Source organism: Chryseobacterium sp. TQ-BC-N36 (genome assembly GCF_058382295.1).
Window position 1 is genome coordinate 2,768,493 of the sequence record NZ_CM178175.1, and the last position, 22,343, is coordinate 2,790,835.

A 22,343-nucleotide genomic window follows, 5' to 3' on the forward strand; every position below is an offset into this window, starting at 1 on the left:
ATATTAATATAATTCGTATTTTTAATAAATAAATATGATTAATTAAATGAAAGTTACTTTTGAAAGAGTGATTCCCAATGAAAAGAGCTCATTTCGCACTATTCATAACAACTCTCCTATCTCAGAATTCAAATGGGAATATCATTACCATCCAGAAATTGAACTGGTATGTGTCATTTCGGGGAATGGAACCCGCCATGTTGGCTATCATAAAAGTAACTACACGAATGGTGATCTTGTATTGATCGGGTCTAATATTCCCCACTCCGGATTTGGACTGAATTCTATTGATCCACATGAAGAAATTGTGCTTCAGTTTAAGGAAGAGATCCTTCAGTTTCCCCAGCAGGAAGTAGAAGCCAGATCCATCAAAAACCTGTTGGAACTTTCAAAATACGGAATCCATTTTCATCATAGAGTAAAAAAACTGATGCTTCCCAAACTGAGGCTCATGCTTGAATCGGAAGGTTATAAACGATATTTACTGCTTCTGGAAATTCTTTTTGAACTGTCAAAGTGTGAAGATTATGATATACTGAACAAAGAAATCATGCCTTATACCATTATCTCTAAAAATAAAACCCGTCTTGAGAATATCTTCACATTTGTGGAGCATCATTACGATAAGGAAATTGATATTGAGGAAGTAGCAAAACTCGCTAATCTCACGTTGCCTGCTTTCTGTAATTTCTTCAAAAAAGCGACTCAGATTACTTTCACAGAATTTGTCAACAGATATAGAATCAATAAGGCCTGCTTGCTGATGGCACAGGACAGGTCTATTTCAGAATGCAGCTATCAATGCGGTTTTAATAATGTGACCTATTTTAACAGGATGTTTAAAAAATACACTGGTAAAACTCCTTCAGAGTTTATCAAAAATTTTTCTCACAATAATGTTAATGCAGATATGAAGGTTGAAAAGGAGGTCAAAGCCAAAGTAAGTTTTTAATAATTTGTTTGGTTCTTGTCAACAATTCGTGTGGCTATTCTAAACGCTTTGTTTGTTCATTCCTTAGGAATCCAGATTTACTTATAGAATTCTTGCATAAGATTACAATAAAAGAATACAGGCTTTGTCGAGACTCCTGCGGAGTGACAAACTGGATGGAGAAGTTTAGCTCTGCATTATCAACTGAATCCGTGAGAGAAAAACCCAACTTATTAATCAACAAGAAACAAAAAAGCCACTCCAAAAAGAGCAGCCTGTATTATAATGAGTAAAAACCAGTAGCTAAATAAACCAGCAACCAGTAATTATTTCCATTTAATGTTACATCCCATACTTGGTCTCTGAATTTCTTCCTGTGGCTCTCCGGCTAAAAGATTTTCAAAAGCGATAATCAGATCTTCTCCGGTTACATCTTTATTATTTCCCGGTCTTGAATCATCCATCTGGCCTCTGTAAATCAAATCCAGCTTATCATCAAAAAAATAAAAATCCGGTGTACAGGCAGCATCATAAGCTTTAGCTACCGCCTGGCTTTCATCGAATAAATAAGGGAAATCGAACCTTCTTTCAATCTGGAACTCAATCATTTTTTCCGGAGAGTCTGCCGGATATTTTTCAATATCATTCGAATTGATCGCAATGAATTCAATTCCTCGTTCATTATAATCTTCATATAATTCATTGATCTTATCGATCACATGAAGAACAAACGGACAGTGGTTACACATAAAAATCACCAATGTTCCTTTTTCTCCTTTCAGCTCTTCCAAAGACTGAAGTTCATTTGTTTTTGACGGGTTAGGAAGTTCAAAAAACGGTGCTTTCGTTCCTAATGCCAGCATATTTGATGGAGTATTCATATCCTTTTTTCTTTACAGGCAAAGATAATTATTTCTTTTATTAATTGTGCTGGGTTATGAAAACAGACATTTTATTTTTGTAAGGCAAGGAAGCTGGAAGCTAGAGGAAGGAAGATTTTAGCCCTCAAAAATAGTTATAGTTAAATTCTATTAATGGTATTTTTTTAATTTAATTAACCTCCAGCTCCCATTTTTCCAGCTTCCAGCCTTTAATTAATTTTCTTTAAAAAGTAGGTGAACCCATAAAACTCACAATATCCCTTGGAAGTTATAATAAAAAGTTTGTAGTTTTGCTAACGCTGTTAGTAAAAAATATATGGGCCTACATGAACGTCGTCAAAGAGAAAAAGAATCCATCCGTGCAAATATTTTGCAGGCTGCCTTCACTTTGGCAAAAACAGAAGGCTGGGGTTCACTTTCTATGCGTAAGATAGCTGATGCTATTGAGTATAGTGCCCCTGTTGTATATGATTACTTTGAAAATAAAGAAGCTATTCTATTCGAAATTTCTTTAGATGGCTTTCATAAGTTACACATAGAATTATTAAAAGCTCAGCAGAAGCACGATACTCCGGAAGAGCAGCTTGTTGCCATTGTGGATGCATACTGGAACTTTGCTTTTAAAAATAAGGAATATTACCAGCTTATGTTTGGTCTTGGGATGCAATGCTGCGGAAAAGGGCAGATGAAAAAGGAGTTTTCGTCATTCCAGGAACTTATTTATGAGTGTACCTATGAGATTATTAAGAAAAATGGATCCAACCCGGACAATGCATGCCATATGTCTCACGCTCTGTTTTCTGCCGTTCACGGAATGATCTCTATAATGATGATGCGTACTGCTGATATTCCTTCAACGATGAATAAAACGACTTTGGACGAAACTGTTTCAGCTTTTATTAAGTCTTTGTAAATTTTTTTTGAATTAAAAATTAACACCGTTAGGAAATTTAACACCGGATTAATCTAAGTTATTCTGTTATTCCTAATATAAAAAATAAAATTATTATGAAGCAATTCATAACATTCAGCTGTTAAAATTAATCATTTTTTGCTTACAAATTAACGCTGTTAGAAAAATTAACATATATACACCTCATCTTATATATAAAGCAACATTAAAAAAAATCAACTATGGAAATTATTGACCTAATTGCACATTAAAAGTTCTGTAATTTTTTTTGAACGAATTATTAACACCGTTAGGAAAAAATACAGCATTTATTTAAAACACTTTACTTACCTCTAACACTTCATTAAAAAATTAAACCAAAATGAAAATACCTGGAAAAACAAGGTTTATTGTACTTATTGCAAGTATAATTCTTTTACAGAGCTGCACGAAAGCCGCAGAAGGATCCAATGCCGCACCTCCAGCTCCAGAACTTCCGGTTTATACCGTTATTACATCGCCAGCTACTACATATCAGGAATTCCCAACCGCTCTGGAAGGAAAAAACAACGTAGAAATCAGATCTCAGGTAGATGGTTACCTTGATAGAATTTATGTAGAAGAAGGCTCATACGTAAGAGCCGGACAGCCATTATTTAAAATAGATTCCCGAAGCTATGGTGAACAGATGAATATGGCACAGGCTAATCTGCAGGCAGCAAATGCCAATATACAGAAAGCAAAAGTGGAAGTAGATAGACTCCAGCCGCTGGTTGCTGCAAAAGTGGTTTCTGATGTACAGCTTAAAACTGCAAAAGCCAATTATGAAGCTGCCGTTGCTGCCGCTGCACAAGCCAGAGCCTCTGTAGGGAACGCCAGAATTAATGTAGGTTTTACAACCATTACAGCTCCTGTAAGTGGTTATATCGGAAGAATCCCTTATAAAAAAGGAAGTCTGATCTCCAGAACAGATGCCAATCCATTGACATTACTATCTGACATCAGTGAAATATATGCCTATTTCTCTTTAAGTGAACTTGACTTTATTGCTTTCCAGAATAAATATCCGGGAGCCACTTTGGAAGAAAAGCTGAAAAATATGCCAATGGTGGAACTGGTGATCGCTGATAACAGCACTTATCCTGAAAAAGGAAAACTCAGCATTGTAGACGGACAGTTTGACAAAACTACAGGAGCCATCAGTGTTCGTGCCGTATTTCCTAATGCCAACGGAACTTTAAGAACCGGAAATACAGGAAGAGTACGTATGCCTCAATTGATTTCCAATGCTGTCGTAATTCCGCAGGAATCTACTTTCGAAATCCAGGATAAAACTTATGTCTATGTAATGGGTAAAGACCAGAAAGTAATCGGAAGACCGATCAAAATATCAGGAAAAACGGATAGCTATTATTTTATTTCTGAAGGGCTTGCTCCTGGAGAAAAAATAGTTTACACAGGAATTGGAAACTTAAAAGACGGTGCTTCTATCAAGCCGAAAAATATTTCTTCTGACAGCTTATTAAAAGCAAAACCATTATAATCCTTTCCGAATACAGAAGACTTAAAAAAATAAACTTCTTATGTTAAAACAATTTATAGAAAGACCGGTCCTTTCAACGGTCATCTCCATAATACTCTTATTATTGGGAGCTTTGTCTCTCTTTAATTTACCGATTGCCCTCTTCCCGGACATCGCTCCACCGAGCGTTCAGGTAACGGCATTCTACCCTGGAGCTAATGCTGAGGTTGTAGCCCGTTCGGTTGCCACACCTATTGAGGAAGCAGTAAACGGAGTTGAGAACATGACTTATATGACCTCCAACTCCAGTAACGACGGAACCATGACCCTGAGCGTTTTCTTCAAACAAGGTGCTGATGCAGATAATGCCGCAGTAAACGTACAGAACCGTGTATCGAAGGCAATGAGCCAGCTACCACAGGAAGTGGTACAGGCCGGGATTTCCACACAGAAAGTACAGAACAGTATGATCATGTTCATGGGGTTGACCAGTGAAGATGCTAAACAATATGATGAATTATTCCTTCAAAACTATCTGAAGATTAATGTTATTCCGCAGATACAGCGTATTCCGGGGGTAGCACAGGCTCAGGTATTCGGGACAAGGGATTATTCCATGAGAATCTGGCTGAAACCGGACAGACTGGCAGCTAACAATCTTTCGCCTCAGGAAGTTTTGGGAGCCATTAAAGACCACAACCTTGAAGCGGCTCCGGGCCGTCTTGGACAGGGAAGTAAGGAAACTTACGAATACATTCTTAAATATAAAGGAAAACTGAACAAAAATGAAGACTATGAAAACATTGCTATCAAAGCAAACAGTGATGGTTCTTTCCTAAGATTGAAAGATGTAGCACGAGTAGAATTTGGTTCTTACACCTACACTGCTACCAACAGAGTAGACGGAAAACCGGTTGCCGGATTTGCTATCCTACAGACAGCAGGTTCTAATGCCAACGAAATCCTTACGGAAATTGAAAAGCAGGTGAAAGTAATGGAAACTACTCTACCAAAAGGAGTAAAACCCATCATCATGTATAACTCCAAAGACTTTTTGGATGCTTCTATTCATCAGGTGGTCGAGACATTAGTAATTGCCTTCATTCTGGTATTTATCGTGGTATACATCTTCCTTCAGGATTTCAGATCTACGTTAATTCCTGCCATTGCGGTACCGGTTGCGATCATCGGAACATTCTTCTTCCTGCAGTTATTTGGCTTCAGTATCAACATGCTAACGCTGTTTGCACTGGTTCTGGCCATTGGTATTGTAGTGGATGATGCGATTGTGGTGGTGGAAGCCGTCCATTCTAAAATGGAACAGACGGGAATGCCGGTAGAACATGCCACTATGAACTCAATGAGCGAAATTTCAGGAGCGATTATTTCCATTACACTGGTCATGTGTGCCGTGTTTATTCCGGTTGGTTTCATGCAGGGACCTGCGGGAGTTTTCTACAGACAGTTCGCTTTCACATTAGCTATTGCGATTTTAATTTCAGCAGTAAACGCATTGACATTAAGTCCGGCATTATGTGCAATGTTCCTGAATGATCCTCAGGGAGAACATGGGGAACATGGTCATAAAACAGGTTTTGGAGCAAGATTCTTCAATGCATTTAATGCAAGCTTCAACAGCATGACCAGAAAATATATCTACAGCCTTAAGTTTTTAATTAAAAATAAATGGGTGGCTATAGGAGGTCTTGTTCTTATTACAGCAGCAAGTGTCTTTCTAATCAAAAAAGCACCGTCAGGATTTATTCCTACTGAAGACCAGGGGTTTGTATTGTATGCAGTGAATACGCCTCCGGGAAGTTCATTGGAAAGAACACACAGAGCGACTGCACAAATTGATAAAATCATCAACAGTGAGAAAGCAACCAATCACCTTTGGGTAGCAGACGGAATGAACTTTATCAGTAATGCCAATGCCTCTCCATATTCTGCAGGTTTTATTAAGCTTAAAGATTATGACAAACGTGGCGAAATGAAGGATCCTGATCTAATTGCAGGAACTTTAACAGGAAAGGTAAGCCAGGTGAAAGATGCCAATGCTTTCTTCTTCAACTTCCCTACTGTACAAGGTTTCGGTAATGTTTCCGGATTTGAATTCATGCTTCAGGACAAAACGAACGGTTCTTTTGAACAATTAGGAACAACCACTCAGCAATTCATTGGTGAATTGATGAAACGTCCTGAAATTGCTTTCGCCTTCACTACTTATGCAGCAGGAAACCCACAGTATACTATTGATGTAGATACGGATAAAGCCAACCAGCTGGGAGTTTCCATAACGGAATTGATGCAGACCATGCAGATTTATTTCGGAAGTAGCTTTGTATCGGATTTCAACAGATTCGGAAAATACTACAGAGTAATGGCACAGGCAGATATTCCTTACCGTACTGATGTTAACTCTCTGGAAGGAATTTATGTTAAAAATAAATCAGGCGAAATGGTTCCTGCAAAAACATTAGTAACGTTAAAAAGATCTTTCGGACCTGAAACGGTAACAAGAAATAACCTTTTCAACGCAGTAACAATCAACGGAACACCAAAACCTGGATACAGTACCGGAGATGCCATTAAAGCGGTAGAAGAAGTGGCTCAGCAATCACTTCCTAGAGGATATGGATATGAATGGACAGGGATTACCCGTGAGGAGATCAAAACAAGCGGACAGACTGCATTTATTTTCTTCTTAAGTATTCTGTTTGTGTATTTCCTGCTGGCAGCTCAGTATGAAAGTTATATCCTTCCTTTTGCTATTATTCTTACGATTCCAACAGGGATTTTCGGAGTATTTGCCTTCACAGGGTTAGCCGGAATCGATAACAACATTTACGTTCAGGTAGGATTGATCATGTTGGTAGGGCTATTGGCGAAAAATGCCATCCTTATTGTAGAGTTTGCCGTACAGAGAAGAAAAGCAGGAAAAACTTTGATTGAGTCTGCACTTCAGGCATCAAGATTACGTTTAAGACCAATCTTAATGACCTCTTTTGCCTTCATTGTGGGGATGCTTCCATTGGTATGGACACAAGGTGCCTCTTCAAAAGGTAACCACTCTATTGGATACAGTACTGTAGGAGGAATGCTTACAGGAGTAATATTCGGGATTTTTATTATTCCGGTAATGTATGTGATCTTCCAGTATCTGCATGAAAAAATGCCAAGCAGAAAACAGAAAAGACTGAAGAAAAAACAAATGGAGGAAGAACTTTTAGCTTCAGCTCATTAATAAAAATGAATAACAAAAACTTAGAGAAAATTTTAAGACAAAGGATTAACTATTCACCTGCCTGTTCTTAATGGTTTACAAAAGCTAACTATTTTCTCCTACTAAAGACAATTTTGCATCCACAGAAACCTCTCTAAGTTTTTGTATTCAATTAAATGTTTAAAAACTATGAAACGAGTAAAAAATATTATTCTAACTTTTGCGCTGGCTATAGGCTCTGTATCATGTGTGTCCAAACTGGCATACACGGAGCCTGAACTGCCACTTCCGGAAAAGTTTCAGTATACTGCAACTGCCGACACTGCCAGCATCGCGAATCTGGAGTGGAAGCAGTTCTTCAGCGATCCTATTTTACAGGGATTGATTGAAAAAGGAATCAAAAATAATTATGACCTTCAGATTGCATTGAAGCAGGTTGCTGCTTCACAGGAAAAACTGAAACAGGCAAAATATATGCAATATCCGGATGTAGGTTTTGGAGTAAGCGGACAGATTTCAAGGCCTTCCAAAAACAGCATGAACGGGCAAAGCTTAAATTTATTTTTAGGTTCAAGCCATGTTGAAGACTATAACGCAGCCTTCAACCTTTCATGGGAAGCAGATATCTGGGGAAAAATCAAAAACCAGCAGGAAGTTTCAAGAATGCAGTACCTTCAGACTTATGAAGGTTCAAAAGCTGTACAAACTCAGGTAGTGGCAGCGATTGCCCAGGGATACTATAACCTCCTGATGCTTGACAGACAATTAGCCATTGCAAAATCCAATCTGGAACTGACTAGCAACACCTTACTGATGACACAAAAAATGTGGGAAAGTGGTGATAATACGTCTTTAGGAGTTCAGCAGGCCGCAGCACAGAAACAGGCAACAGAACTTCTGATTGCCCAATTGGAACAGAATATTGCCATCCAGGAAAATGCATTAAGTATTCTGGTTGGAGAACTGCCTAATAAAGTGAACAGAACGATTGAAATGTCTGACACATCTTTACCTCAGAATATCACTGCCGGACTTCCTGCAGCCATGGTAAGCAGAAGACCGGATGTCCGCCAGCAGGAATTGGTTTTGTTACAGGCCAATGCGATGGTGGGAATTGCTCAGGCCAATATGTATCCGGCATTAAAGATAACCGCTAACGGAGGAGTAAACTCCTTCAAATTTGATAACTGGTTTCAGATTCCGGCTTCATTATTCGGATCGGTTTTAGGAGGAATTACCCAGCCTATTTTTCAGAAAAGGCAATTAAAAACAGATCTGGAAGTAGCTAAAATTCAAAGAGAGAAAAATGTTCTTGCGTTCCGTCAATCTGTATTGAATGCGGTGGGTGAAGTTGCTGACGCTTTGGTTTCCAATGAGAATTTAAAAGTTCAGGAACAGAAAGCTACAGAGCAGGCCACTACACTGAAAGATGGAATTAAAAGTGCACAGCTTCTTTATAAAGGAGGTTCAGCCAATTACCTGGAAGTGATTACAGCACAGGGAAATTCCCTACAGGCAGAGTTGAACCTGGCTTCCATTAAGAGACAGAGATTAAGCAGCATTGTAGATCTATACAGAGCGCTGGGCGGCGGTTGGAAGTAGTAAATTAAATTATATTTGTTTTTAAGATGCGGTTCTTTTCAGGACCGCATTTTTCAATATAAAAATGCCTTAATTAATGATCATCCGTACTGTCATTCTGAATGGAACAAAGTGAAATGAAGAATCTTTAAAAATAATTGATGAGTTTCTTCCTTCGTCAGAATGACAGACAGAGTGCTTAATTTATTCCTGTAATTGCTCAGCAATCCATTTTAGCAGAGTCTCAAAGTCTTCCTGAGAATATCCCAGCTGTAAATAATGGATATCATCTGCTTTCCTGTACCACGTCAGCTGACGTTTCGCATATCTGCGGCTGTTCTTTTTAATTTCTGAAACCGCAAAATCGAGATCCCACTCTCCGTCAAAATATTTGAACAGTTCCGCATAACCTACCGTATTCAAAGCCGTCAATCCTTTGAATTTCTCAAGACCTTTCACCTCATCCAGCAATCCGTTTTCCATCATAATATCCACTCTGCGGTTAATTCTGTCATAAAGTTCTTCCCTTGGAGCTTCAATTCCGATTCTGAATACATTAAAATCTCTGGAATCCTGTGACACTGCAATCAATTCAGAATATTTTGTATTGGTTTGCCAGATTACGTCTATGGCACGCAGAAGCCTGCGATGGTTGTGAATATCCACCACACTGAAATATTCGGGATCGAGCTCCTGTAAAATTTTCTGAAGTTTTTCAGTTCCCTCCTGCTCCATCATAGCCTGAAGTTTTTCCTGGTTTTCAGTATTAGCTTCCGGAAGATCATGCAAACCTTCTATCACCGCTTTTTCATACATCATGCTTCCACCGACAAGGATGACAGTGTCATGGGTCGCAAAAAGTTCATTAAGCTTTTGGAGAGCATCTTCTTCATACTGTCCAATAGAGTAATATTCTTCCACAGAAAGATTTCCTATAAAATGATGAGGTGCCTGCGCCAGTTCCTCTTCTGAAGGAGCTGCTGTTCCTATTTTCATTTCTTTAAAAAACTGACGGGAATCACAGGAAATAATCTCGGTATTGAAATGTTGGGCTAAATCAATTGCCAACCTCGTTTTACCAATTCCGGTGGGGCCTACTACAGAAATCAAATTTTTCTTTTTCACAGCGCTAATTTACGAAAATGTGCTCATTTGATTTTTTATTTAAATACAAATAAAGCTGCTGTTTATTTGAACCATTAAGATTTTAATGGTTCAAAATAAATTTAAAAACAAAATAATTAAATACTCTACGTTAAAATTTCATGGTATTATAGTATACACTTAAATGTTTATCTTTGTAGAACAATAAAAAACTATGATTTTATCAATGACCGGATTCGGTAGAGCCGAAGATGTTTTTGAAGGAAAAAAAATTACTATAGACATTAAATCTCTAAACAGCAAGAGCTTTGATTTAAATATTAAAATTCCTTTACGTTATAAAGAAAAAGAATTTGAAATCAGAAAAATTCTTAATGATAGAATTATCCGTGGAAAAGTAGACTGCTACGTTAATATTGAGAACCTTGAAGAGTCCAATGATGTAAAAATTAATAAAAACCTGATTGACTCCTATATCAACGAACTTAAAAACATAGCTTCTGACGGTCCCGATTTTGAATACCTGAAAATGGCAGTAAGACTTCCTGATGCCATTACCTCAAGACCTGATGAGCTTACAGAAGGTGAATGGGAGGCCTTGGCAAAAATTGTCAATAATGCCGTTGACAGATTTGAAGAATTCAGGAAAACGGAAGGTGGTATTTTACATGAAGAATTAAACAGGAATATTCAGAATATCGACAAGTATCTTGGAGAAGTGATTCCTTTTGAGGAAGAAAGAATTGTAAGCGTAAAAGAACGTTATCAGAAATCTTTGAAAGAGTTTGAAAACGTTGACGAAACGCGTTTCTATCAGGAAATGGCTTATTTCACTGAAAAACTTGATATTTCTGAAGAAAAGGTAAGACTTGCACAGCACTTGAAATATTATAAAGAAGTAATGGACAATGAGTCTTTCAATGGAAAAAAACTGGGTTTCATTTCTCAGGAAATCGGAAGAGAAATCAATACACTAGGTTCTAAAGCCAATCACGCAGAAATCCAGAAACTGGTAGTGATGATGAAAGATGACCTTGAAAAAATTAAAGAGCAAACGTTAAACGTATTATAAGTTGCGAGGTTCGAGATGTGGGTAATAATTCCGGATGCAAATACTACGGAATCAACCTGAAACTCACAATCCCGAAACCCGAAACCAAAAAAAATGGATAAAGTAATTATATTTTCAGCACCATCAGGAAGCGGAAAAACTACATTGGTAAAGCATTCACTGGAAACATTTCCAGAACTGGAATTTTCCATTTCATGTACCACAAGACAACCAAGAGGAAGTGAAGTACATGCAGTGGACTATCATTTTCTGACCCCGGATGAATTCAGGCAGAAGATTTCTGAAAACGCTTTTGTAGAATATGAGGAAGTATATACTGACAAATATTACGGTACTTTAAAATCTGAAGTAGAAAAAATCTGGAATCTGGGAAAGGTTGTTATTTTTGATGTAGATGTAAAAGGAGGTATTTCATTAAAAAAATACTTCGGTGAAAAAGCCCTTTCTATTTTTATTGAACCACCTTCCATTACAGAATTGGAACGAAGATTGATCTCCAGAAATACAGATGATGCAGAAACTATAAAAACCCGTGTAGCAAAGGCTGAAGAAGAAATGACCTATGCAGGCGAGTTTGACAAGATCGTTATCAATGAAGATCTTGATACAGCTAAAAAAGAAATAGAAAGTTTAATAAAAAGTTTTATAGAAAGAAATTAGAAATTAGAAATTAGAAGTTAGTTTTTTAGGGTCAGGAAAATTATCCTCATTTCATACTAACCTCTAGTTTCTGATCTCTCACTTCTATAAAAGAAAAAATTGAGGTTGATATGAGTACCGAAACATTAGAAAAAGCTAAATCTGCTATTCCTGTAAGAGGATTTCTGGATATAAAAGATATTGCTATTCCTCAGGGGGAAGAATTGGTGAAAGCTATCCTTCAACTTAAAGAGGAAAAAAACGCTGTTATTCTTGCCCATTATTACCAGCCGGGAGAAATTCAGGATATTGCTGATTTCCTTGGAGATTCTTTACAGCTGGCAAGACAGGCAAAAGAAACCAATGCCGATATGATCGTATTCTGCGGAGTACATTTCATGGCAGAAGCCGCTAAAATTCTAAACCCAACTAAAAAAGTAGTTCTTCCTGATACAATGGCAGGATGCTCTCTGGCAGACGGCTGTTCCGGAGAAGGACTGAGAAAGATGCGTGAGCAGCACCCAAACGCATTGATTGCTACTTACATCAACTGTAATGCGGAAACCAAAGCAGAAAGTGATATTATCGTAACAAGCTCCAATGCGGAAACAGTTATCGAAGCCCTTCCGAAAGACAGACCAATCATCTTTGCACCGGACAAGAACCTGGGAAGATATTTATCTAAAAAAACAGGACGTGATATGATCCTTTGGGATGGAAGCTGTGTAGTACACGAAGCATTTTCTATGGAAAGAATTGCCCAGCAATTGGCAGACAATCCGGATGCAAAACTGATTGCACACCCTGAAAGTGAAGAAGCTGTTTTAAAGCTGGCTCACTTCATCGGTTCCACTTCTGCCCTGTTGAATTATGTGGAAAAAGACGACTGTCAGAAATTCATTATCGCAACAGAAGAAGGAATTCTTCATGAAATGAGAAAACGTGCCCCTCATAAGGAACTGATTCCTGCACTGGTTTTTGATGAAAGCTGTAACTGCTCAGAATGTTTCTACATGAAGCGTAACACAATGGAAAAACTGTATTTATGTATGAAGTATGAGCTTCCTGAAATTCTTATCGACGAGGAATTAAGATTAAAAGCATTGAAACCTATTGAAGCTATGCTTGATCTTTCTAAAAGCATAAAATAATTTTTTTTATTGAATATTTATTATATTTAGAATCCAAACTGATAATAAATATGAAAAATTTAAAAAAATTAGACAGAAGAAGTCTTAAAAATGTAAACGGAGGCAGTGACACATGCAGTTTAAACTGCGAAATACATGAAACTTGCGGAAGAGGATGCAATGGAGAATTGATCTGCGTACCAAGAGGACTTTACATTCCAGACAATTGTTAAAAAATAAAGCACTGTTTTTCACAGTGCTTTCTTATTATCATATTAATACAAATATCCGTTTAGGATACTCCTCCATCTACACATTCTATGCTTACCAGAACACACATCTTACAGTAATCGGGAAGTCCCTGATAAGCAGCACAGGAATACTGGTATCCCGGACCATCACCAAATGTAGCATTCTGTGGACATCCGGCACATCTTGACGGGCCAGCTGCTCCGTATAATTTTTCAAGTTCTTTCCGGTTTAATTTTTTTAGATTTTTCATAGTAGTTTTAATAAATTTCTGGTTTTGTTATTTTTTCACTAATAACCTCATTAACAATGCTGTTACAGCATCGGTGCATAACAGGTTCCTCCCGGCTTCAGCCAGCATCCCCATCCGCCTTTACGGAAACATACAAACTGCTCACCACCACAAGCTTCAATCTGAATATCGGTAAATCCTCCTGTGATGTTTTTCTTTTGTTCGCGTGATAATTTTTTAATTGTTTTCATAGCATTTAATTTTAAAGTTATCAAAGTTATTTAAACTCATTATTAATTTTTTTAAAATCAATACGGATCAGAGCATTCAAAACTCACCAGTACTCTACCTTTACAACATTGTGGCAAAGCATGATAATCAGCACATGATCTTGGCTCACCCGGTCCATATGGCCCCGGAGGACAGTACTCAAAACAGTCATTTATATCTCCTCCACTGATTGATTTCAGATTCTTCCGGTTCATTTTTTTTAACTTTTTCATGTTTAATTGTTTTTGGTTAGAATCCTAAATATAAGATTTTTAACCCATTACAACAAATATATCTCTAAAAAAGGAAATAAATTTTATCGTAATAAAACTTGGCTGTTTCAAAATAATTTGTACATTTGTTCCATTACAATGAATATATTAAGAAACATATCTGATATTTCTGCCCTGAAATCACTTATTTCAGGCATATCTTCTGTTTCTACATTCACAACTACAACAACTACCCCATAACGGGGTAAATTTTCACATATTATTTCCGGTACCCGTACTCTTTTTTTAAAGAGTAAACACTTCTTTTTACCCAACCTTAAATAAATAATTGATGAAAGTTTTAAAATTTGGCGGAACATCAGTCGCCCATTCTCAAAATATCTTACTGGTGGAAAAAATCATAAAGCAGGAATCTTTACAAAACAAAGTTGTAGTCATTGTATCAGCATTGCATGGTGTTACCGATCAATTGATAAAAGCAGCAGAATGTGCTTCTGTAAAAGATGAAAACTATATTCAGATTGTTCAGGATCTTGAAGAAAAACATATTACTTTAGTCAAAGAACTTTTCCCTATCGCAGAACAAAGTTCATGGCTTAGCTTTGTAAAAAAACATTTCAATGATATTGAAGAGCTCTGCAACGGAATTGCTGTTCTCGGTGAACTTACAGACAGAATCAAAGATAAGATTGCGTCTTATGGAGAATTCCTGTCTTCAAAAATCATTGCCGCAAGATTACAGCATGAAGGACTGGACTGCATGTGGATGAACTCTGCAGATCTGATCATAACAGACAGTAATTTTACCCATGCAAAAGTAGACTTTAACTGCACACAAGATAATATTATAAGATTTCTGACTGAAAACCAGAACCGTATCATCGTAGGACCCGGTTTTATAGCCCGTGACAAAAAAAATAATGCAACAACATTAGGAAGAGGCGGTTCCGATTACACAGCTTCTATTATGGCAGCCTCAATTCCTGCTGAACAACTTCAGATCTGGACCGATGTAAGTGGAATGATGACTGCCGATCCACGCCTTGCTTCCAATGCCAAACCCATTTCGGAAATATCTTATCATGAGGCTATGGAGCTGTCTCATTTCGGGGCAAAAGTACTTTATCCGCCTTCCATCCAGCCTGTCATGGTGAAAAATATAGACCTGATCATCAAAAACACTTTTGAACCTGATGCAGTGGGAACTTTAATTTCTCATCAGTTGAAATCTTCAGAAAATAAAAAGCAGATTGCCGTAGGGATTTCCAATATGAACAGTATTGCTCTGCTCACACTGGAAGGAAGCGGGATGGTAGGCATACCAGGAGTTTCAGCAAAATTATTCCAATGTTTAAGTCATGAAAAGATAAATGTCATCCTTATTACCCAGGGTTCTTCGGAACATTCTATTACAATAGCCATTGAAAAAAAAGAGGCACTACGTGCTGAACACGCTATCAATCTTTCTTTTGCTGATGATATCAATTTGAAAAGAGTATATCCGGTAAAAATTGAAACCGGACTTTCTATTGTAGCACTGGTAGGAGAAAGCATGAAAAGCAGAAGTGGAGTAAGTGCAAAAATGTTCGGTTGCCTTGGAAATAACGGAGTCAATATAAGGGCGATTGCACAGGGTTCTTCGGAAAGAAATATCAGCATTGTCATTTCAGAAAAAGACAGCAAAAAGGCAGTAAATGTACTTCACGAAGAATTCTTTGAATCTGAGATTAAACAGATCCATCTCTACATCTGCGGAACAGGTAATGTGGGTACAAAATTGATTCAGCAGATTTATGACCAAAACGACTATTTAAAAGAAAATTTCTTAATCAATTTGAGAATTGCAGGAATTTCCAACAGCCGTCATATGCTATTTTCGGATCAGGGAATACCGAAGGAAAACTACATTGCCTGGAATCAGCAAAGCGGGGAGGCTTCTTCCAGAGAATTTGCTGATGAAATTATCCGCAGAAACCTTAGAAACTCTGTTTTCGTTGATGTAACCGCAAGTCCTGATGTTCCGGAAATTTATGAAAGTTTGTTAAAAAGAAGTGTGAATATTGTCGCCTGTAATAAAATTGCTGCTTCCTCAGATTATAAACAATACAAAACCCTAAAAAATACGGCAAGAAATCACAGCTGCAATTTTTATTTTGAAACCAATGTAGGGGCCGGGCTTCCGGTCATAGGGACTATCAACGACCTTATCAAAAGCGGAGATAAAATACAATCCCTTAAGGCTGTATTAAGTGGTACATTAAATTTTGTCTTTAATGAATACGATGGCAGCAAAACATTTTCTGAAGTAGTACGACAAGCCCAGAAGGAAGGCTATACAGAACCGGACCCAAGACTCGATCTGTCCGGAACCGATGTGGCAAGAAAAATTTTAATTCTGGCAAGAGAGGCAGGGTATCCGCTTCAGTTTGAAGAAATCGAAAATAAGAGCTTTCTGCCGGAAGAATGTATGCAGGGAAGTGTCGAAAATTTTTACGAAAAGCTTACTGCCTATGAAGATCATTTTAAGAATTTACTGAATCAAGCTAAAAGCAAAGGTAAAATACTAAAATATGTGGCTGTGTTTGAAGATGGAAAAGCCAAAGTAGGACTGCAGCATATTGCTCCCGACAGTGACCTGTTTCATCTTTATGGCAAAGACAATATTGTCATTTTCAAGACCCTAAGATATTCCGAGCAGCCTTTGGTCGTAAAAGGTGCCGGTGCAGGAGCTGATGTAACGGCAAGTGGCGTTTTTGCAGATATTATCCGTTCTATATAAAATATTGATATGAAGAAAATAAAATTAAAAGTCCCCGCTACTGTTGCCAATCTGGTCTGCGGATTCGATATTCTGGGAATGGCGGTACATGAGCCCTATGACGAAATGCAATTCCGATGGCTGGATACTCCGGATATCATCATAAAACACACTGATTCATTCGGACTCCCTGAGGTGCCTTCCGGAAATGTTGCAGGAGTTGTCCTGTTAAAAATCCAGGAGTATTTCAATCTGAAAAATGGTTTTGAAGTCATTATCCATAAGCATATAAAACCTGGAAGCGGGCTCGGCTCCAGTGCGGCAAGTGCCGCCGGAGCCGCCTTTGGAGCCAATCTGTTACTAGGGAACAAACTGTCAAAAGAAGAAATGGTTCATTTTGCTATGTTTGGGGAAGAACTCGCTTCAGGTGTAAGACATGCAGATAATATTGCTCCCTGTATCTATGGAGGAATTACCCTGGTAAAATCTACAAATCCTATTGATATTATTCCCTTAAGCAGCCCTGATCTGTTTGTAACCGCTGTACATCCACAGGTGGAAGTCAAAACTTCAGATGCCAGACAGATTTTAAAGAAAAATATCAGTTTAAAAAGTGCTGTCGAACAATGGGGAAATATAGCCGGATTGGTCGCTGGAATTCAGAAAAACGACATCCTATTGATTGGAAGAAGTCTCAATGATGTCATCATAGAACCTATCCGCAGTATTCTGATCCCGAAATTTGACGACATCAAAGAGATGAGTTTACAGCTGGGAGCTTTGGGAGGAGGAATTTCGGGTTCCGGACCTTCTATTTTTATGCTGTCAGAGCAAAAAGAAAGAGCAGAGAAAATTGCTCAGATGATGAAATCAGCCTATGACAAAATTGAAATAGAAAGTTTTGTTTATGTCTCAAAAATAAATCCCGCAGGAATTCAAATCATTGAAGAAAAAGAAGAAAAATAAAGCAGAAATGAAATATTATAACTTGAAAGATCATCTGGAAAAAATAAATTTCAGAGAAGCAACAATAAAAGGACAGGGAAAGGAAAAAGGATTGTTTTTTCCCGAAAGCATTCCTCAATTTGATGAAGAATTTATTCAAAATCTCCACCAATATTCCAATGAAGAAATTGCATTCAAATGCATGAAAGGCTTTGTTGGAGATGAGATTCCATCAGAAATACTCAAAGAAATTGTAACAGAAACGGTCAGTTTTGAGATTCCATTAGTAAAGATCAATGACCAGATCTCCATATTGGAGCTGTTTCATGGTCCTACCCTTGCCTTTAAAGATATTGGCGCCAGATTTATGAGCCGCTGTCTGTCTTATTTTCTAAAGGATGAGCAGAAAAAGGTCACTGTTCTTGTAGCTACTTCCGGAGATACAGGAGGAGCTGTTGCTCACGGATTTTATAAAATCCCACAAATCAATGTGGTCATTCTTTATCCGAAAAACAGGGTAAGCCCGGTTCAGGAGAAACAGCTGACAGCATTGGGAGAAAATATTTCTGCACTGGAAGTAAATGGCAGTTTTGATGATTGCCAGAACCTTGTTAAGCAGGCTTTTTCCGACCCAACAATTAACAGTCACTTATTTTTGACGTCTGCCAATTCAATCAATGTCGCAAGATGGCTTCCTCAACAGATATATTATTTAATAGCATTGAAACAGTGGATTCAACATCATAATGAAAAACCCGTAATCGGTGTTCCAAGTGGAAATTTCGGAAATATCTGCGCCGGGCTGCTGGCCTACTTCAGAGGATTACCTGCCAGTCATTTTGTTGCGGCCTGTAATGCCAATCATGTAATTCCAGATTATTTTAAAACCCAAAATTACCAGCCACAAAAAGCAGTTGCTACTCTATCCAATGCTATGGATGTGGGAGATCCAAGTAATTTTGTGAGAATTCTGGAACTTTTCGGATACCAATTTGAAACTTTAAAAAATAAAATATCTGCTTATTCCATTGCTGATGATCAAACCATGAGTACCATTAGAGAAGTTTATGAGAAATATGGATATATTCTGGAACCCCACAGCGCCGTTGCTTTTGCTGCAACGGAAAAATATCTGCAGGAAAATCCAGAGCAAAAAGGATTTATTCTGGGTACTGCTCACCCGGTAAAATTCCCGGATGCAGTGGAAAAATCAATCCATACACAGATTGAAATTCCGGACTCACTGAATGAGCTTATGAAAAAGGAGAAAAAAACTGTAGAAATACATTCAGATTTTGAAGAATTAAGACGATTTTTGCTTCATAAAATCTGAAACAATGAGCAAAATATATCTTGAAGATGTAAGAATATATGCATACCATGGTGTGCTTCCTGAAGAAAACATTATCGGAACGTATTATATTCTGAACACAGAACTTCATACCGACCTGTGGAAAGCTGCTGAATCTGATGATTTGCATGACACCATAAGCTATGCAGACATCAACGATATCCTTCACAGCGAAATGAAAATAAAATCCAAATTGCTGGAACATGTGGGTGGAAGAATTATCGCAAAGATCCACAACAGTTTTCCACAGGTCGATTATATCAAATTAAAAATTACTAAAACAGCTCCACCAATGCAGGGAGAAATGAAAGGGGCCAGCATTGAGTTGGAAAAAAGCTTTAAACCGGAAAATTAAAATTCCTATTTTCGTTGATTAAAAAACATACAAATTGAAATTCGTTAAAATATTATTTTTAGTAGCCGGAATCAGCGCTTTTGGCCAGACCGGTGCTGATAATCAGTTGGCAGCTTATAATTTCCCAAAGATAAAGTCCAGTATCACAATGCCTGTGACCATTCCTCTTTCGGAATTAAGCAATATGATCAATGCTTCTGTGAAAGATCTCATTTACCAGGATGATTCCTATACAGACAATAACAATGATCAGTTTAAAGTAAAAGTATGGAAAACAAGACCTATCCGTCTTGTAGGTGGAACAAACCAGAATCTGTTGATTGAAGTTCCATTAAAAATATGGGCAGAAAAAGGAATCGGAACATTGGGGGTCTACACCTATCAGAATACCACTTTTGAAACCGTCATGTCATTCAATACAACGGTTACTTTTAAAAACAACTGGACTATTATTACCAATACCCAGCCTAATGGTTTCAGATGGGTAACCAAACCTGTGCTGGATTATGGAAGAATACAGATCCCGATTACTTCTATCGTTGAAAAAAGCCTCAAGGAGCAACAGGAAAAATTCTGCAAAACAATAGATCAGCAGATGGCTACACAACTGAACTTCCAGCAGTATGCCCTAATGGCGTGGAATACTTTTCTGCAGCCCTTCAATATTTCCGAAGAATACAATACGTGGCTGAAAGTAAGTCCGGTGGGGGTCAATATTACCCCTTTGAAATTTTACGGAAATCAGATCAATGCCACGCTTGGTGTTGACATTTTTTCCGAAACGTTTACAGGAAATAAGCCTGCAGCCTCTTCACCGGTAACCAGCGTTGCCAATTTCAACACAACGCCTACCGTTGCAGACAGATTTATTTTACAGACCACCGCCAATATTCCTTTTACAGAGGCAAGCAACATGGCAAGAAAAACCTTTTTAAACAAAGAATTTGATGTGCGCGACTCTAAAGTGAAAGTAACAGATATCAGAGTCTATGGTGTGGATAACAGAGTGGTCATTGAAGCACAGACTGAAGGTTATATAAAAGGGACTTCCATTATTTCAGGAATTCCGGTGTATGATGAAACGAAAAGAAAAATTGTTTTATCAGAAACTAAGTTTAAACTGAAAACAACCAATATTTTACAGAAAACGGCATCTCTTTTATTCCAGGGGAAAATTGTAAAAATGATTGAGGAAGAATATGGCATTCCAACTCAGGAACTGGAAGAAACTTCAAGAAAAAGTATTGAAGAAGCCTTTAACAAAGAATATTATAAAGGATTAAAAATGAATGGAAAGGTTTTCAATCTTAAGCCCAGCAAAATCCTGCTCAGCAATACAGGAATCACAGCCGTTATTGACACAAACGCTTCATTAAAATTACTTGTTAACGGATTTTAAAATTTCAAAAAAACAAAACTAATAACCGACCATGAGAAAATATTTAATAACTGTAGATCGAAACCGAGCTCAGAAGTTGACAAGATTGGCTAATCTTATTATTGACAGAATCATTATCCTGCTTATTTTTATTGCTTTTGGAGCAATTTCAGCCCTAATATTTAATGTAACAGGAAGTGATCTTTTTCTCAATATCACTATGAAACTGTCACAAGTAAATAGATTTTGGGATATACTGATTACCTCTATAGTATATTTCACTTATGCACTTCTGATGGAATACTTTACCAAAGGAAGGACTATCGGCAAGTATATTACAGGAAGTAAAGTCGTTTGTATAGATGGCACTCAACCTACTTTCAATGATTATTTTATCCGGAATATTTCCAGATTGGTTCCTTTTGATGTACTTTCTTTTTTGGGTGAAAACGGCTGGCATGATAAATGGAGCGAAACACGGGTAATTAACATCAAAAATTATCAGGCTGAAATTCAAGCAAAAAGCGAAATTGAGGCTCTGGGAACGAAAGAAATTGCTTAAAAACTTTTGTTCATAAAGAATTTTTACTATATTTGCACACCTCAAAAATGGTAAAAATGGTACTTTGGCCGAGCGGCTAGGCAGTGGTCTGCAACACCATCTACAGCGGTTCGAATCCGCTAGGTACCTCAAAAAAACCTCTAAGTTAACTTAGAGGTTTTTTGTTTTTGCTAACGAAGCCAAGCCCCAGCTTTTGAGACTGATCCCCTATTTTTTGTGTCTTGGTAGCTTACTTAATCTTAGCACTACTTCTTCGTGTAGTACTTTTTACTTCATAAACAGGAAACATTTCCAATAACTTATTATACATTCATATGAAAACGCAACAGCAATCCACTGATCTATATAGATATCTTTATATTTGTAGAAAAATCATATTCTATAATAATAACCATGTTTTTAGCAATATCCTCAACACATATTATAATTTCAGCAATTGTATTACTGTTAATCATCTTCTCTAGCATTTATGGCTTTTACAAGCTAATAAAAAACACTGTTAAAAGATGGATCAAAGAAACAGAAAGAGAATAACTCTCTATTGAATTAATTTTAAACAAGAAGTGTACTGACGGCATTATAATCTTCCTCAGATTCTTATTGGATAAAGAATGGATCATAACGCTCGGTTATTAAATCACTTTTTCACTCTGCCATTCCCTTTTCTGAGTGATTTTTTATTTAATAAGTCACCTCCCTAATCTTTATATTATTTGTCATGTATAAAAAAACAAGCTCTTCTGTAATTGGAAGAGCTAAATAAATAATGCAAAAAGTAATGGTAGATAGAAAATTATCTCATCCAAAGATAAGGATGTATAAACATGCTATTTATGAGCACCGTCATATAAGGTCAAAAAAAAATCCCCGGAAATTCCGAGGATAAAAACTAATAACCATGAAAACTCAAATTAAACATGAGTTACATTTCTATATTGAAAAATCGTGCCAAGAATGCCAATAATTGGAAAAAAAAATTATGACACGACATTGATCAATTCAGCATTTTAAACCGATTTAATTGAAGCTTTAAAA

20 protein-coding genes and 1 tRNA gene are annotated in these 22,343 nt (G+C 37.3%); 16 read left to right on the top strand and 5 right to left on the bottom strand.

Annotated elements, in window-relative coordinates; translation table 11 throughout:
- The first annotated feature begins 46 nt into the window (after nucleotides 1-46).
- Nucleotides 47-952: an AraC family transcriptional regulator gene (locus tag AC3FI7_RS12365; RefSeq protein WP_343659708.1), complete on the top strand. Its 906-nt coding sequence runs from the start codon at nucleotides 47-49 to the stop codon at nucleotides 950-952.
- Between the two features lie 305 nt (nucleotides 953-1,257).
- On the opposite strand, the gene AC3FI7_RS12370 is transcribed toward AC3FI7_RS12365, so the two are convergent.
- On the bottom strand, nucleotides 1,258-1,812 hold the full coding sequence (locus AC3FI7_RS12370; RefSeq protein ID WP_142723906.1) for a thioredoxin family protein: 555 nt from the start codon (nucleotides 1,810-1,812) through the stop codon (nucleotides 1,258-1,260).
- 316 nt (nucleotides 1,813-2,128) lie between these two features.
- Between AC3FI7_RS12370 and AC3FI7_RS12375 the strand changes: the two genes are divergently transcribed.
- From AC3FI7_RS12375 to AC3FI7_RS12390, 4 genes are all read left to right on the top strand, one after another.
- Complete coding sequence (locus AC3FI7_RS12375) at nucleotides 2,129-2,725, top strand: TetR/AcrR family transcriptional regulator (protein WP_034694942.1); 597 nt, start codon at nucleotides 2,129-2,131, stop codon at nucleotides 2,723-2,725.
- Nucleotides 2,726-3,086: 361 nt separating this feature from the next.
- The gene (locus AC3FI7_RS12380; RefSeq protein ID WP_343659709.1) at nucleotides 3,087-4,247 is read left to right on the top strand and encodes an efflux RND transporter periplasmic adaptor subunit; all 1,161 of its coding nucleotides are present in this window, start codon (nucleotides 3,087-3,089) and stop codon (nucleotides 4,245-4,247) included.
- Nucleotides 4,248-4,287: 40 nt separating this feature from the next.
- Complete coding sequence (locus AC3FI7_RS12385) at nucleotides 4,288-7,470, top strand: efflux RND transporter permease subunit (protein WP_343659711.1); 3,183 nt, start codon at nucleotides 4,288-4,290, stop codon at nucleotides 7,468-7,470.
- Between the two features lie 168 nt (nucleotides 7,471-7,638).
- Nucleotides 7,639-9,051, top strand: coding sequence for an efflux transporter outer membrane subunit (locus AC3FI7_RS12390; protein ID WP_491460224.1), 1,413 nt, complete (start codon nucleotides 7,639-7,641; stop codon nucleotides 9,049-9,051).
- A gap of 183 nt (nucleotides 9,052-9,234) precedes the next feature.
- Here AC3FI7_RS12390 and miaA read toward each other — a convergent pair whose 3' ends face one another.
- Entirely contained in the window at nucleotides 9,235-10,155 is a 921-nt protein-coding gene (gene miaA / locus AC3FI7_RS12395; protein WP_491460225.1) for a tRNA (adenosine(37)-N6)-dimethylallyltransferase MiaA, read from the bottom strand.
- Between the two features lie 193 nt (nucleotides 10,156-10,348).
- Here miaA and AC3FI7_RS12400 point away from each other — a divergent pair, with 193 nt between their 5' ends.
- From AC3FI7_RS12400 to AC3FI7_RS12415, 4 genes are all read left to right on the top strand, one after another.
- On the top strand, nucleotides 10,349-11,206 hold the full coding sequence (locus AC3FI7_RS12400) for a YicC family protein (protein ID WP_002976716.1): 858 nt from the start codon (nucleotides 10,349-10,351) through the stop codon (nucleotides 11,204-11,206).
- Nucleotides 11,207-11,299: 93 nt separating this feature from the next.
- Nucleotides 11,300-11,866: a guanylate kinase gene (gene gmk / locus AC3FI7_RS12405; RefSeq protein WP_142723901.1), complete on the top strand. Its 567-nt coding sequence runs from the start codon at nucleotides 11,300-11,302 to the stop codon at nucleotides 11,864-11,866.
- A gap of 110 nt (nucleotides 11,867-11,976) precedes the next feature.
- Nucleotides 11,977-12,996, top strand: a complete 1,020-nt coding sequence (nadA, locus tag AC3FI7_RS12410; protein WP_142723900.1) for a quinolinate synthase NadA — start codon at nucleotides 11,977-11,979, stop codon at nucleotides 12,994-12,996.
- A 50-nt stretch (nucleotides 12,997-13,046) separates the two neighbouring features.
- Nucleotides 13,047-13,208 carry a bacteriocin-like protein gene (locus AC3FI7_RS12415; protein ID WP_491460226.1) on the top strand — a complete coding sequence of 54 codons (162 nt, stop codon included), beginning with the start codon at nucleotides 13,047-13,049 and terminating at the stop codon, nucleotides 13,206-13,208.
- Between the two features lie 59 nt (nucleotides 13,209-13,267).
- Here the strand turns inward: AC3FI7_RS12415 and AC3FI7_RS12420 are convergent, their stop codons facing one another.
- The 3 genes from AC3FI7_RS12420 to AC3FI7_RS12430 all read right to left on the bottom strand — a co-directional run bounded on the left by AC3FI7_RS12420 (nucleotide 13,268) and on the right by AC3FI7_RS12430 (nucleotide 13,959).
- Complete coding sequence (locus tag AC3FI7_RS12420) at nucleotides 13,268-13,477, bottom strand: hypothetical protein (protein WP_142723899.1); 210 nt, start codon at nucleotides 13,475-13,477, stop codon at nucleotides 13,268-13,270.
- Nucleotides 13,478-13,539: 62 nt separating this feature from the next.
- Nucleotides 13,540-13,707, bottom strand: coding sequence for a bacteriocin-like protein (locus AC3FI7_RS12425; protein ID WP_343659717.1), 168 nt, complete (start codon nucleotides 13,705-13,707; stop codon nucleotides 13,540-13,542).
- A 57-nt stretch (nucleotides 13,708-13,764) separates the two neighbouring features.
- The gene (locus AC3FI7_RS12430) at nucleotides 13,765-13,959 is read right to left on the bottom strand and encodes a hypothetical protein (RefSeq protein WP_142723898.1); all 195 of its coding nucleotides are present in this window, start codon (nucleotides 13,957-13,959) and stop codon (nucleotides 13,765-13,767) included.
- Between the two features lie 331 nt (nucleotides 13,960-14,290).
- On the opposite strand from AC3FI7_RS12430, the gene thrA reads away from it, so the two are divergent.
- The 7 genes from thrA to AC3FI7_RS12465 all read left to right on the top strand — a co-directional run bounded on the left by thrA (nucleotide 14,291) and on the right by AC3FI7_RS12465 (nucleotide 21,437).
- Nucleotides 14,291-16,738, top strand: coding sequence for a bifunctional aspartate kinase/homoserine dehydrogenase I (gene thrA / locus AC3FI7_RS12435; protein ID WP_491460227.1), 2,448 nt, complete (start codon nucleotides 14,291-14,293; stop codon nucleotides 16,736-16,738).
- 9 nt (nucleotides 16,739-16,747) lie between these two features.
- Nucleotides 16,748-17,683 carry a homoserine kinase gene (locus tag AC3FI7_RS12440; RefSeq protein ID WP_491460228.1) on the top strand — a complete coding sequence of 312 codons (936 nt, stop codon included), beginning with the start codon at nucleotides 16,748-16,750 and terminating at the stop codon, nucleotides 17,681-17,683.
- A 7-nt stretch (nucleotides 17,684-17,690) separates the two neighbouring features.
- Entirely contained in the window at nucleotides 17,691-18,995 is a 1,305-nt protein-coding gene (gene thrC / locus AC3FI7_RS12445) for a threonine synthase (protein ID WP_491460229.1), read from the top strand.
- A gap of 4 nt (nucleotides 18,996-18,999) precedes the next feature.
- On the top strand, nucleotides 19,000-19,368 hold the full coding sequence (gene folB, locus AC3FI7_RS12450) for a dihydroneopterin aldolase (protein WP_142723894.1): 369 nt from the start codon (nucleotides 19,000-19,002) through the stop codon (nucleotides 19,366-19,368).
- Between the two features lie 34 nt (nucleotides 19,369-19,402).
- Complete coding sequence (locus AC3FI7_RS12455; protein WP_142723893.1) at nucleotides 19,403-20,767, top strand: DUF4403 family protein; 1,365 nt, start codon at nucleotides 19,403-19,405, stop codon at nucleotides 20,765-20,767.
- Nucleotides 20,768-20,798: 31 nt separating this feature from the next.
- A complete protein-coding gene (locus tag AC3FI7_RS12460) occupies nucleotides 20,799-21,308 on the top strand; it encodes an RDD family protein (protein WP_491460230.1) in 510 nt (169 codons plus the stop codon).
- Nucleotides 21,309-21,366: 58 nt separating this feature from the next.
- Nucleotides 21,367-21,437 (top strand) — tRNA-Cys (locus AC3FI7_RS12465).
- Nucleotides 21,438-22,343 lie beyond the last annotated feature (906 nt).